Source organism: Alphaproteobacteria bacterium (genome assembly GCA_040218575.1).
Lineage (GTDB): Bacteria > Pseudomonadota > Alphaproteobacteria > JAVJRE01 > JAVJRE01 > JAVJRE01.
In genome coordinates this window covers 74,223-87,578 of the sequence record JAVJRE010000005.1, presented here as the reverse complement: position 1 = coordinate 87,578, position 13,356 = coordinate 74,223, and the positions used below count along the sequence as shown (strand labels likewise).

General features: G+C 65.8%; 13 protein-coding genes. All 13 read left to right on the top strand.

The window, feature by feature from the left end; translation table 11 throughout:
• Positions 1–13 precede the first annotated feature (13 nt).
• On the top strand, positions 14–739 hold the full coding sequence (gene tolQ, locus RIE31_06345) for a protein TolQ (GenBank protein MEQ8640205.1): 726 nt from the start codon (positions 14–16) through the stop codon (positions 737–739).
• Positions 740–741: 2 nt separating this feature from the next.
• A complete protein-coding gene (tolR, locus tag RIE31_06340) occupies positions 742–1,215 on the top strand; it encodes a protein TolR (GenBank protein ID MEQ8640204.1) in 474 nt (157 codons plus the stop codon).
• 9 nt (positions 1,216–1,224) lie between these two features.
• Positions 1,225–2,076 carry a cell envelope integrity protein TolA gene (locus RIE31_06335; GenBank protein ID MEQ8640203.1) on the top strand — a complete coding sequence of 284 codons (852 nt, stop codon included), beginning with the start codon at positions 1,225–1,227 and terminating at the stop codon, positions 2,074–2,076.
• Positions 2,073–3,431, top strand: coding sequence for a Tol-Pal system beta propeller repeat protein TolB (gene tolB, locus RIE31_06330; GenBank protein MEQ8640202.1), 1,359 nt, complete (start codon positions 2,073–2,075; stop codon positions 3,429–3,431). The genes RIE31_06335 and tolB overlap by 4 nt, the downstream gene beginning before the upstream one ends.
• Positions 3,432–3,570: 139 nt before the next feature.
• Positions 3,571–4,077 (top strand): peptidoglycan-associated lipoprotein Pal, encoded by a 507-nt coding sequence (gene pal, locus RIE31_06325; GenBank protein MEQ8640201.1) that lies wholly within the window; start codon positions 3,571–3,573, stop codon positions 4,075–4,077.
• A gap of 183 nt (positions 4,078–4,260) precedes the next feature.
• Positions 4,261–5,139 (top strand): tol-pal system protein YbgF, encoded by an 879-nt coding sequence (gene ybgF, locus RIE31_06320; GenBank protein MEQ8640200.1) that lies wholly within the window; start codon positions 4,261–4,263, stop codon positions 5,137–5,139.
• 92 nt (positions 5,140–5,231) lie between these two features.
• Entirely contained in the window at positions 5,232–6,605 is a 1,374-nt protein-coding gene (tilS, locus tag RIE31_06315; GenBank protein ID MEQ8640199.1) for a tRNA lysidine(34) synthetase TilS, read from the top strand.
• Between the two features lie 191 nt (positions 6,606–6,796).
• Complete coding sequence (ftsH, locus tag RIE31_06310; protein MEQ8640198.1) at positions 6,797–8,749, top strand: ATP-dependent zinc metalloprotease FtsH; 1,953 nt, start codon at positions 6,797–6,799, stop codon at positions 8,747–8,749.
• 79 nt (positions 8,750–8,828) lie between these two features.
• Positions 8,829–9,974, top strand: coding sequence for a dihydropteroate synthase (gene folP / locus RIE31_06305; GenBank protein ID MEQ8640197.1), 1,146 nt, complete (start codon positions 8,829–8,831; stop codon positions 9,972–9,974).
• An 84-nt stretch (positions 9,975–10,058) separates the two neighbouring features.
• Positions 10,059–11,402, top strand: a complete 1,344-nt coding sequence (glmM, locus tag RIE31_06300; protein ID MEQ8640196.1) for a phosphoglucosamine mutase — start codon at positions 10,059–10,061, stop codon at positions 11,400–11,402.
• A gap of 8 nt (positions 11,403–11,410) precedes the next feature.
• Positions 11,411–12,214: a bifunctional hydroxymethylpyrimidine kinase/phosphomethylpyrimidine kinase gene (gene thiD / locus RIE31_06295; GenBank protein ID MEQ8640195.1), complete on the top strand. Its 804-nt coding sequence runs from the start codon at positions 11,411–11,413 to the stop codon at positions 12,212–12,214.
• Complete coding sequence (locus RIE31_06290) at positions 12,207–12,620, top strand: GNAT family N-acetyltransferase (protein ID MEQ8640194.1); 414 nt, start codon at positions 12,207–12,209, stop codon at positions 12,618–12,620. The genes thiD and RIE31_06290 overlap by 8 nt, the downstream gene beginning before the upstream one ends.
• A 64-nt stretch (positions 12,621–12,684) precedes the next feature.
• On the top strand, positions 12,685–13,347 hold the full coding sequence (locus RIE31_06285) for a glutathione S-transferase family protein (protein ID MEQ8640193.1): 663 nt from the start codon (positions 12,685–12,687) through the stop codon (positions 13,345–13,347).
• Positions 13,348–13,356: the final 9 nt, after the last annotated feature.

Sequence of the window (13,356 nt, the reverse complement as noted above, 5' to 3'; positions counted from 1 at the left end):
GGAAGGCCAGGGTATGGAAAATAGCGTCGTCGAATCCGTCACCATCGGGACATCCGTGGGGGCTGCGGATTTTTCGTTCATCGGGCTCATCGTGAAGGCTGATCCCGTGGTGCAGACGGTGTTGCTGCTGCTGTTCGCCAGTTCGATCTGGTCGTGGGCGATCATCTTCGAAAAATGGCTTCGCCTTCGCCGCATCAATCAGCAGACGGACGCCTTCGAGGATCGCTTCTGGTCCGGCGGCTCGCTTGATGATCTGTATGAGCACGAAGGCCAGACGCCGGCCGAACCCATGTCGAGCATATTCTCCGCCGCCATGCGTGAGTGGCGGCGGTCTCTCGACAGTCCGGCGCTGCGCCATGCGGCGGGCTCGGTTCGCAATCGTATCGAACGCTCGATGGAAACCACCATGGGGCGGGAGACGTCGCGCCTGGAGCGTTACATGATCTTCCTCGCTACCGCCGGATCGGTGGCGCCGTTTGTCGGGTTGTTCGGCACGGTATGGGGCATCATGAACTCGTTCCGTTCCATCGCCGCGACCCAGAATACGACCCTGGTGACCGTGGCTCCGGGTATCGCTGAAGCGCTGTTTGCTACGGCTCTGGGCCTCGCTGTCGCCATCCCGGCGGTGGTCGCCTACAACAAGCTGGGTCAGGATATTGCCCGCTATGCGGCGCGTCTGGACGACTTCACCAGCGAGTTCAGCGCCATTCTGTCGCGACGCATTGAGGAATCAGAGTAGCCATGGCCGGCAATCTCACTGGCGGGTCCATCGGTCGCTCCGCCGGTCCGTCCCGCCGCCGTACCTACCGGCCCATGAGCGATATCAACGTCACGCCGTTTGTCGACGTAATGCTGGTTCTCCTGATCGTGTTCATGGTCACGGCGCCATTGCTGACCGCCGGCGTGTCGGTCGATCTGCCCCGGACGGACGCCCGGCCACTGACCGACTCGGTGGAACCCGTGGTCGTTTCGGTTGATGCGGAGGGGCGCATCTATCTGCAGGAGACAGAGATCGACTCCGCGACACTGGTGCCGCGTCTGCTTGCCGTGACGGAAGAGAATACCGAAGCCCGCATCTATGTTCGCGGTGACCGTGCCATCGACTATGGGCGGGTCATGCAGGTTATGGGATTGATCAGTCAGGCCGGTTTTGTTCGCGTTGCGCTGGTGGCCGAGGTGGCGGTGCCGGATACGGAGGCGGGCGGCGCGCCCTGACCGATAGCGATGCGCGGACTGGGCACATCCATTGCGGCGCACGTGGTGCTGGGCGTTGTCGCCATTTTCGGCGTGCCGTTTCTGGCGCGTCCGTTGCCGCCGCCGCCTAATGTGATCCCCATCGATGTGGTCGAGATCGATCAGATCACACAGGCGCCGCGGCGGGTGCCGCAGGCGCTGCCGGAACCGGAAGTGGTAAGCCGGCCGCAGCCACCGCCCCAGGCGCCGCCACCGGAGCCGGCAAGCCCGCCGCCCTCGCCGCCGCAGGCGGTCGCCCCGCCGCCGCCACTGGAGGTGGCGAAGGCAGTGCCGGAGCCCGTACCGGCGGTGCCGCCGGCCGCGCCGGCCGAACAGACGCAGGTGCAGCCGCGCCAGAGCGACCCGGCTGTCGCCGTGCGCCGCCGGCCCGCGGACGAAAACCGGCTCGATTTCGGCTCGGTGCTGCGCGATCTCACGGAACGGCGCCAGTCACAGTCGGCCGAAGAGAGTGAGCCCCAGGCCGCAGCGCAGGCGGCAACCGAGCCACAGCCGCCGCAGGTGCGTGACGGCGCCCGCATGACCCTCAGCGAGATCGACGCCATCCGCCAGCAGATCTATGGCTGCTGGAGCGTACCGGTTGGCGCCCGCGGGGTCGGCGAAATGGTGGTAGACGTGGCGGTGGACGTCAATCCTGACGGCGAAGTTCTGCGGGCCGAGATCCAGAGTCTCAGTCGCATGTCGGATCCGTTCTATCGCAGCGTCGCCGAAAGCGCCCGTCGCGCGGTCCACATCTGCAGTCCACTGCGCCTTCCCGCCGGCAAATACGAAGAGTGGAAGTCGTTTATTCTGTCATTCAATCCAAGGGACATGATCCGCTCATGACTGAAACGCTGCCGACCCGACCGCTTTGGCGGCGCGGGGTTCTCTTGTCCGGTCTGATGTTGCTTGCGGTCGTGCTGCTGGCGGCGCCGGCGCGGGCCGAACTCAGGATCGACATCACTCGCGGCCAGGTGGAACCGGTGCCGGTTGCCATCGTGCCGTTTCAGGGCGAGGGCGGCGACGCAACCCGCATCGGTCGCGAGATCAGTCAGGTGATCAGCGCCAATCTGGAGCGTTCCGGCCTGTTCCGGCCAATCGACCCGGCATCGTTCATCGATACCGCTACCGCCGTCAATTCCCGGCCGCGCTTCGGGGACTGGCGAATCATCAATGCCCAGGGGCTGGTCCATGGGGCCGCGGACCTGCAGGCCGATGGCACGCTGCAGGTGGAGTTTCGACTGTGGGACGTTTTCGCTGAGACGCAGATGGAAGGCCAGCGTTTCACCACCCAGCCGCAGAACTGGCGTCGTGTGGCCCACCTTATCTCCGACAAGATCTATGAGCGCCTGACCGGCGAGTCGGGCTATTTCGATACGCGAGTCGTCTATGTATCGGAATCCGGCCCCGGCGATGCCCGGATCAAGCGTCTGGCCATCATGGACCAGGACGGTGCCAATCACCGCTTTCTGACTGACGGCAGTTTTCTGGTGCTGACGCCACGCTTTTCACCGGCGGCTCAGGAGATTACCTACTTGTCCTATGAGAACGATGAGCCGCGCGTCTATCTGCTGAATATCGAATCGGGCCAGCGCGAACTGCTTGGTGATTTTCCTGGCATGACCTTCGCGCCGCGCTTTTCGCCCAACGGCAATCAGGTGATCATGAGCCTGGCCACGGCTGGCAATTCGGAGGTCTACACCATGGATCTGCGCACCCGGGCGGTGCGCCGCCTGACCAAGAACCCGGCGATTGATACCTCACCCAGCTATTCACCGGACGCCAGCCAGATCACTTTCACGTCCGACCGCGGCGGCACCCCACAGATCTATGTAATGGATGCGGACGGCGACGACCCCCGGCGCATCAGCTTCGGCAAGGGGCGCTATCTGACCCCGGTCTGGTCGCCGCGTGGCGATCTGATCGCTTTCACCAAACTGACCGGCGGGCGGGCCTTTATCGGCGTCATGGCGCCGGACGGCAGCGGCGAGCGGTTGCTGGCGGAGGGCGACTGGGTGGAAGCGCCGACCTGGGCCCCCAATGGTCGGGTTTTGATCTTTTTTAAGGAGACCGACGTTGATCCCGGGGGCCTGCGCAAGGCGGTACGCCTGCATTCCATTGATCTGACCGGGTTCAACGAGCGTCAGATTCTGACGCCGTCAGACGGCTCAGACCCCGCTTGGTCGCCCTTGATTCCTTAGGGTTCTCAAAGTATAGAATAAGTGGAAGCTGCAACTGGCGCACCGGCGACTCCACGCAGCCTTTGGGTCTGTCGGTGTATATCCGGGAGACACCCAGGCTCCGTTACCATCCGGATGTCGCCGAGGGGGATATCGTAAGATGAAGACTAAAGTCGTTACCCTTATCGCGGGTCTGTTTCTGCTGGCCGCATGTACCACGGCTGGCGATCAGGGTGCCGGTGCCGACGCTGGCGGCGGAGCGGCTGCCGCACCGCAGGTCGCTGCGGCGGTTGGCATTGTGCCGGGGTCGCAAGAGGACCTGGCTGTCAATGTTGGCGACCGTGTCTATTTCGCCTTTGACAAGTTCGACCTGACGGACGAGGCCCAGAATGCCCTGCGCGCGCAGGCGCAGTGGCTTGCCCGCAACCCGTCTGTGACGGTCACCATCGAGGGCCATGCGGACGAGCGTGGTACGCGGGAGTACAACCTCGCACTGGGTGAGCGTCGTGCCAATTCAGCCAAGGAGTTCCTGGTTGCGCTGGGTGTCGACGGCAGCCGTGTGACCGTCATCAGCTTCGGCAAGGAACGCCCTGCCGTTCTCGGCAGCAACGAGGCTGCATGGGCGCTGAATCGTCGGGCGGTAACGGTGGTCAATCCCGCCGAGTAAGGACCGCAGAGGCGCGGGCGGGCCGGTGTGCCCGCCCGCAGCCGCTGCAGACGTGTCGAGGATCGGGCGGCTATGGCCGTCATGTTCAGGTGGCGGGTCGTACAGGATAAGGGCCGCAAGGTCCGGTCGCCTGTCGTCCGCCGCCTTTTTGTTGCCCAGGACTGGGCCTATCAGGGACCGGACATGACGTCGCTACTGTCAACCTTCGGGCCGCTCTTGGGGCTGGCTGGCCGCCATCTGGCCGCCTTTGCCGGCGGGCTGATTGTGGCTGCCGGGCTCCTGTTCTCTCTGCCAGCCGCCGGCCAGACCGTGCAGCCGAACGACATTCAGGCGCTGCTCGCCCGCATCCAGAGCCTCGAACGGTCCCTGTCCACCCTGGAGCAGCAGGTCTTCCGCCAGGCTGCCCAGGGCCAGGCTGCCCAGGCGGCATCGGCTGCGCCGGCTGACACCGCGGCCCTTCTGGTTCGCCTGCAGACGCTCGAATCGGAATTGCGCACCACCACCGGCCTGGTGGAGGAGCTTTCCTTCGAGATCCGTCAGGTGCGCGAGCGTCTGGACAAGCTGGTTGCTGACATGGATTTCCGTCTGCGTGCGCTGGAGGACGGCGCAACCGGCGGCGCCGTGGCGGCGGCGGCCGATCCTGCGCCGACGACAGCGGCCGCCCGCCCGACCGCCGGTACGCCGCAGGAGCAGTATGATGAGGCGCGCCGCCTGCTTCTCGCCCAGGACTTCGCCGCGGCGGAGATTGCCATGCGTCAGTTTGTAGAGACCCATCCGACCGACGATCTGGCCGCCGCCGCCCAGTACTGGCTGGGGGAAACCTACTATGTGCGCAGTGATTTTGAGAATGCGGCACTGGCGTTCGTTGATGGCTACCAGACCTACCCGGCCAGCACCAAGGGGCCGGACTATTTGCTGAAGCTTGGTATGTCCCTGGCGCGTCTTGGCCGCAACGAGCAGGCTTGCGCCACCTTCGACGAGCTGGATGCCGCCTTCCGCACGATCGCCAGCAATATCCGTCAGCGCATGGCGGCGGAGCGCGACAACCTGTCCTGTCCCTGACCGCGATGACGGTTGGCCCGGCGCGCGTTCTGACCCGGGGTGCGCCGGGGCCTGACCGTGCGGCGGCGCAGCCCTGCCTGCCGGATCGGTGGTTGCCGGGTGAGGACGCCTTTCGCCGGGCCATGGCCCTCTTCCGGCCTTTCGAACCCTGCCCGCACCTGGCCATAGCCGTCTCTGGCGGGCCGGACAGCGTGGCCCTGCTGCATTTCGCCCGGCGCTGGACGGCTGCCGTCGGCGGCCAGGTGACGGCGCTGACGGTTGATCATGGCCTGCGGTCGGAGTCCGCCGCCGAGTGTGCCGCCCTGGGGTCGCGTCTGGCCGCCCGGGGCATCCCCCACCACCGTCTGGTCTGGGCGGGCCGGAAGCCCGCCACCGGGGTGCAGGCGGCGGCGCGCCAGGCGCGCTACGACCTGCTGGGGCGCTGGTGCGAAGATCACAACGTGCTTCATCTGCTGTTCGGTCATCAGGCGCTGGACCAGGCAGAGACCGCCGCCATGCGGGCGGAACGCGGCTCGGGCACGGCCGGCCGGGCGGGCATGAGCGCGCAGCTCTTCCTCCCCCGTTTGCGTGTCCTGCGACCGCTCCTGGCGGTGTCGCCGGCTGATCTCCGGCTGGCTCTTCGCCAGTTGGGGGAAACGTGGATCGAGGATCCATCAAACCACGACCACGCATGGCGGCGCAGTCGCATGCGCCACCACCTGAAACAGCAGGATGCGGCGGCAAGGGGCGGGATGCCGGACGAAGCCGCCGCCGGCGGTTCCGCATGGTGGCTGCGGCAGGCCGCGTCCGCCGCCGCGATGCGCTGGTCCGATGCCTGCGGTGTCGCCTGGCTGGCGGCCCGCCATGTCTGCATCGACGCGCGCGGTTTCGCCTGGCTGAACCGCTGGCGCGCCCTCTCGCCAACTGCCCTGACAGGTTTGCTGGAGGTCCTGTGCCGGTGCATTGCCGGTGTGCCCTACCCGCGGCTGCGGCAGGCGGACAGGGCGGCGACGCGACTCATCGCCGGGGCCGGAGGGGCGACACTGGCCGGCTGCCATGTGGTCGTCCGCGGTGCGGCCCTGCTGGTAGTGCGCGAAGTGGCGCGAACGCGCCCTGTGGCCGCCAGGGAGCGTGGCCGGTGGGACGGAAGGTTTGCGTTTTGCCTGGATCCTGCCTACCGGCAGGCGGACATGGCGGTCGGCGCCCTGACCGTCGCGGGCTGGTCCGAGGTCCGGCGCCTGCGCCCGGACCTGGCCCGCACCGCGCCGCCGGCCCCGGCCCGTTTTTCCCTGCCGGCTCTGTGGCAGGCTGACCGGGTGCTGGCGGTGCCGGGTCTGGGCGCCGGATCGGGATATCTGGCGGCTGGCCGGGCCATTCCACCGTTCCAGAGGCTCAGTTTTGAGCCGCCGCACCCGGTCGTGGCGGCCGGGTTTTCGTCGCCTGACGCGGGTTTGTGTTCACCATTGCGTAAGGCCGCCATTGTGTAATCTGGCTGCGACCCTATGTCTTGGCCTATGTCTTGGTATGTTTGGGCCTGGGTCTTGGTATCTTTGTGACTGATACTGGCACTATCCTGAACGATGTCTGGCGCAGTCTGTTGCGCTTGCCGCCGGACCCACGACAATGACGCAACTGCGGCTCGCTTCTCGGGTCGCGCAGGCAAGGCGGATCAGCGCACGTGAACAATCTCGGTAAGAACCTCGCTCTATACATCATCATCGGCCTGTTGCTGGTGGCTCTGTTCAATCTTTTTCAGGGCTCTTCCATGCGCAGCAGCGATACGAGCCTGGCTTTCTCCGACTTTCTCGTGGAAGTGGACGCCGGCCGCGTGTCCGATGTTTTGATCCAGGGAAATAATGTCAGCGGCACCCTGTCCACCGGCGAGCCCTTTACGTCCTATGTGCCCAATGACGCCAATCTGGTGGAGCGACTGACCAGCGCCGGGGTGCGCATCAAGGCCCAGCCTGCGGATTCCGGAATGAGTCCGTTGTGGAGCATCCTGATCTCCTGGTTCCCGATGCTTCTGCTGATTGGTGTGTGGATTTTCTTCATGCGCCAGATGCAGTCCGGTGGCGGCCGGGCCATGGGCTTCGGCAAGTCGCGGGCGCGGTTGCTGACCGAGAAGGTCGGTCGGGTGACCTTCGATGATGTGGCCGGGATCGATGAGGCCAAGCAGGAGCTTGAGGAAGTGGTGGAGTTCCTCAAGGATCCCCAGAAGTTTCAGCGCCTCGGCGGCAAGATTCCCAAGGGCGTGTTGCTGGTCGGTCCGCCCGGCACCGGGAAGACGCTGCTGGCCCGGGCCATTGCCGGTGAGGCGAATGTGCCGTTCTTCACGATTTCCGGTTCGGATTTCGTCGAGATGTTCGTTGGCGTCGGCGCCAGCCGCGTGCGGGATATGTTCGAGCAAGGCAAGAAGAATGCGCCGTGTATCATTTTCATCGATGAAATTGATGCGGTCGGTCGTCACCGTGGGGCCGGTCTGGGCGGTGGCAATGACGAACGCGAGCAGACGCTGAATCAGCTTTTGGTGGAAATGGATGGCTTTGAAACCAATGAAGGCGTCATCCTGATTGCGGCGACCAACCGGCCGGACGTTCTGGATCCGGCCTTGCTGCGGCCCGGTCGTTTCGACCGCCAGGTGGTGGTGCCCAATCCTGACGTTCTGGGCCGTGAAAAGATTCTGAAGGTGCACATGCGCAAGGTGCCGCTGGCGCCTAACGTGGACGCCCGCATCATCGCCCGTGGCACACCCGGCTTTTCCGGCGCCGATCTGGCCAATCTGGTCAACGAAGCGGCGTTGCTGGCGGCGCGCAAGAACAAGCGCATGGTCGCCATGGTCGAGTTCGAAGAGGCCAAGGACAAGGTTATGATGGGAGCCGAGCGGCGCTCCATGGTGATGACCGACGAGGAAAAGACGCTGACCGCCTATCATGAGGCCGGTCACGCGCTGGCGACGATTCACTCGCCGGCGTCCGATCCTATCCACAAGGCGACGATCATTCCCCGTGGCCGTGCGCTGGGCATGGTCATGCGTCTGCCGGAAAAAGACCAGTTGTCGCAGACCCGCGAGCAACTGGAGCAGTTTCTGGTCATCGCCCTTGGTGGCCGTGTGGCGGAAGAATTGGTGTTTGGCCGTAACAAGGTTACGACCGGCGCCTCCAACGATATTTCGCAGGCCACCAAGATCGCTCGCAAGATGGTCACCGAATGGGGCCTCAGCGATGTTCTCGGTCCGCTGCGTTATGACGACAATGACGAGGAAGTGTTCCTCGGACACTCGGTGACCCAGCGTAAGAACGTGTCGGATGACACCGCGCGCCTCATCGACAAAGAGGTGCGTGCCATCATTGATACGGCGGAGGTCGCCTGCCGCAAGATTCTGACGGAACGGCGCGATGAGCTGGAACGTATCGCCCAGGGTCTGCTGGAGTATGAATCGCTGACCGGTGAAGAAATCAAGGCGCTGGCCCGCGGTGACAGCATCAGTCGGCCAGAGGATACGGATTCTGCGCCGCCGCGGGGCAGCGATCCGGCAAAGCCGGAAGCGCCGGCGTCGTCGGTGCCCAGCGCCGGCGGCCGCGGCAAGGATGGCTCCGGGGGAATGGCGCCGGAGCCCCAGCCGGGCTCCTGAGCCGGGCTACGGGGCTGTGCCACGCGCCGGGTGAACCGGCACGGGCAGGGTTCATCCGGGTCTGCGATTTGTTGCTGTCATGTCCTCTGTTGATCAAACCCCCACTGTTGATCAGGTCATAGAGCGCGTCAGTGCTGTGGATGCGCTGCCGGCGATCACGGACATTGCCGCGCGCAGTGTCTATCTGCGCCCTGTATTCGACCATGCCGCGCCTGGCCCGAGCACGGTTCCGGCCGGGTGGGACATCCTGGTGCGGCGGACCGGTGGTGCGCTGGCGGTGCGGGTTGCGCCGGATGGTCTGGCCGCCTGGTCGGCCGCTCAGTCGACAGCGGTGCAGGACCGTTTGGCGCTGTTGCAAGAGCGGGTGCGGCGGCGGGCAACAGCCTTTGCCGGCCTTTCGCTGGTCCGCACCCGGGTCATGGGCATCGTCAATGTGACGCCGGACAGCTTTTCCGACGGCGGCCAGTTCGCCGACGCGGCGGCGGCCATTGCCCGTGGCCAGACCATGGTGGACGACGGCGCGGATATACTGGATATCGGGGGTGAGAGCACCCGGCCGGGAGCGACCCCGGTCGATCCGGCGGAAGAGATCGAACGGGTGCTTCCGGTGATCGGCGGTCTTGTCGGCGCCGGGCCGGTTCTGTCGGTTGATTCGCGACGGGCCGCGGTCATGACCGCTGCCGTCAGTGTGGGAGCGACTGTCATAAACGATGTGACCGCGCTGGCCGGCGACGACAGCAGCCTGATCACCGTGCCCGCCCTGGCCACCAGGGAGGGGGCTGAACCGTCCATCATTCTTATGCACATGCAGGGCGATCCGCGCACCATGCAGGACAATCCGCGCTACGCGTGCGCGCCGCTGGACGTGTTCGACTATCTGGCGGACCGCATCGCAGCGGCGGAGGCGGCGGGTATTGCCCGCCACCGCATGGCCATTGACCCCGGTATCGGCTTCGGTAAGACCGTCGCCCACAACCTGCAGATCCTTCACTGGCTGGAGCTCCTGCATGGCCTGGGCTGCCCGATTGTGCTGGGTGCGTCGCGCAAGGGCTTCATCGCGCGCCTGAGCCGTGGCGAGACGGCGCGCCAGCGGCTGCCGGGGTCGCTGGCGGTGGCCCTGGCCGGCGTCCGCGCCGGGGTTGGCATCCTGCGTGTGCACGATGTGGCCGCCACGGTCCAGGCCCTGGCCCTGTGGCGCGCCGTGGCGCGGGCGGCGCCGTCCTGACAGGGGCGGTCAGGCCGGTTCTGGCCGCGCCGGAGCGTGATATAAGACCCACAGGCCGGACGGACCGTCCGGTGGAGGCCTGCCATGACACGCACCCTGTTCGGCACTGACGGCGTCCGCGGCACAGCCAACACCGAGCCCATGACTGCGGCGACGGCGTTGCGTGTCGCCATGGCCGCGGGTATGCATTTTCGCCGCGACGGCCCCCATCGGCTGGCGGTCATCGGCAAGGATACGCGTCTGTCTGGCTATATGCTGGAGCCGGCCATGACGGCCGGGTTCATTTCCATGGGCATGGACGTGGTCCTGCTCGGACCGCTGCCGACGCCCGCCGTGGCCATGCTGGCCCGTTCGCTCAGGGCCGATCTCGGGGTGATGATCTCTGCCTCGCATAACCCGTTTCAGGACAATGGCATAAAGCTGTTCGGCCCGGACGGCGGCAAGCTGTCGGACGCCATCGAAGGCAAGATCGGGGCGCTGGTGGAAAACGGCGTAGAGGACCACCTGGCCTCGCCCAGGGATCTGGGTCGCGCCCGCCGGCTCGACGACGCCCAGGGACGCTATATCCAGTTCGTCAAGCAGACCCTGCCGCCGGGCCTCAGCCTCAATGGCCTGCGCATCGTCATCGATTGTGCCAATGGCGCCGCCTATCGGGTTGGCCCCAGTGTCCTGTGGGAACTGGGGGCCGATGTCATACCGCTTGCCGTGGAGCCCGACGGTTTCAATATCAATGCCCGCTGCGGCGCCACGGATACAGAGCGCATGGTCGATCAGGTGCGCTTTCACAAGGCCGATGCCGGCATCGCCCTGGACGGGGACGCCGACCGTATCATCATGTGTGATGAGACAGGCGCTTTGCTGGACGGCGACAAGATGCTGGCGGTCATCGCCGCCGACTGGGCCGCGTCGCAGCGCCTGGCGACGCCCTCGGTGGTTGCCACGGTCATGAGCAATCTGGCGCTTGAGCGTCATCTGTCGGGCCTTGGCATACGCCTCGACCGGGCGCCGGTGGGCGACCGCTATGTTCTGGAGCAGATGGCGGAAAGCGGCGCTAATCTGGGCGGCGAGCAGTCGGGCCACCTGATCATGAGTGACCACGCCACCACCGGCGATGGCCTGATCGCCGGCCTGCAGGTGCTGGGTGTGCTGGTCAAGTCCGGCAAGCGCCTGAGCGAGATCGGCCATCCCTTCACGCCACTGCCGCAGGTCCTGCGCAGTGTGCGCGGTGACCGCGCCATTGCCCGGCTCGATAGCGCGTCTTTCCGCGATAGCCTGGCGCAGGCGGAAGCCAGCCTGGCCGCCGCTGGCCGTATTCTGGTCCGCAAGTCTGGCACCGAGCCTGTGGTTCGGGTCATGGCGGAGGGAGAGGACCAGCAGCGGGTCGTCGCCATTGTTGACGGTCTGGCCCGCGCTCTGGAGGCCGGTTGACCACGCCCGTGCCCCGCGTTCTGACAATTGCCGGGTCTGATTCCGGCGCCGGCGCCGGTATTCAGGCGGACATCAAGACGGTCATGGCTCTTGGCGGCTACTGCCAGACGGCGATTACCGCGCTCACTGCTCAGGACACCCGTGGGGTAGGCGCCGTCCAGCCGGTGCCGGCCAGTTTCATTCGCCGCCAGATTCACATGGCGTTTGACGATATCGGCGTTGATGCGGTCAAGACCGGAATGCTGCACAGTGTGGAGGTTATCGAAACCGTTGCTCAGGCGCTGTCGCAGCGCTCCGGTGTGCCGGTTGTGGTGGATCCGGTCATGGTCGCCAAGGGCGGTGCCCGCCTGCTCGACCGTGACGCGGTCAACGCCCTCCTGTCCGCCCTCCTGCCGCTGACCAGTCTGCTGACTCCTAACGTGCCGGAGGCCGAAAGCCTGGCCGGCATGTCTATCCATGACACGGCAGACATGGCGCGGGCGGCGGAGAGTCTGAAAAAGCGCGGCGCCGGCGCTGTTCTGGTCAAGGGCGGCCATATGCCGGGCCAGCAGGTGGTGGACCTGCTGCTATGGTCCGGCGGCGTGACGCGGTTTGCGGATGCGCGGATTGCCTCGCGCAACACCCATGGAACCGGCTGTACCCTGGCCGCGGCCATAGCCTGCGGGCTGGCGGCCGGCATCCCGCTCGACAAGGCGGTGGCCCGGGCCCGCGCCTTTGTCCGGCAAGCGATCATCCGGGCGCCTGGCCTGGGCCACGGGCAAGGCCCGCTTGGTCACGCGGCCGCACAGTGTAGCGACACGGCTGATGGCTGACTCCGTGATCATCGCGGCCCAGGCCGACCTGCCGGTGACGGACTTCATCGACGTGCTGCGCCGCTCCGGTCTGGCCGAACGGCGACCGGTCGATCAGGTGCAGCGCATGGCCGCCATGCTGGCGAACAGCGATCTGGTCCTGACGGCGCGCGCGCACGGTGTTCTGCTGGGTGTGTCGCGGGCCATTACGGATTTCCAGTCCTGCTGTTATCTGGCTGATCTGGCGGTGGACCGCGCCGCGCAGCGTCAGGGCATCGGCCGCCGGCTGGTGGCGGAAACTCACCGTCTGGCCGGCGGCGACAAGGTTTCTCTCATTCTGCTATCGGCGCCGATGGCGATGGAATACTACCCGCGTATCGGGCTTGCCCCGCTGGACAGCGCCTTTGGCCGCCTGCGGCGGTCTTGAGGCGGCTGGCCGTGGCCTTTGCCGCACCCTATGATGGGGTGAAACAAAGCGGGAGATATGCGTGATGGCCGACATCGAAATTGTCAGCACCAAGACTTGTCCCTATGCCCAGCGCAGCCGCATGGCGCTGGTCGAAAAGGGTGTCGACTTTGACTACAAGGCCGTTGACCTGTCCAACAAACCGGACTGGTTCTTGCGCCTGTCGCCATACGGCAAGGTGCCGGTGGTCCGGCGTGGCGATGAGGTGGTGTTCGAGTCCGCCATCATCAATGAATATCTTGATGAGATCTTTCCGCAGCCGGCGCTGCTGCCGCGCGATCCCTATCTGCGCGCCTGGGCCCGCATCTGGATTGATTTCGCCAATACCCGTTTCACCGCTGCCTATGGCGCGGTGATATATCATCCCGATGCGGACAAGGCGGCGGTCGACACGCTTATGGCCCATGTCCATACCATGGAGAGCAATGGTCTTGCCCGCTTCGCTGACGGTCCCTACTGGCTGGGCCGTGATGTCAGCCTGGTGGATATCACCTATTGGCCATGGTTTGAGCGCTGGACCGCCCTGGCCGAGGCGCGCGGTATCGCCATACCTGCCGACTGCGTCCACACGCTGAAGTGGGTCGACGTCATGCGCCAACGGGAGTCGGCCCGGCAGACGGCCAATCCGCCGGAGTCGTTCGTTGAATCCTGGCGGGCAAGACTGGCGCCTCGCCAGGCCGCTGAATAAGAGCTTCCT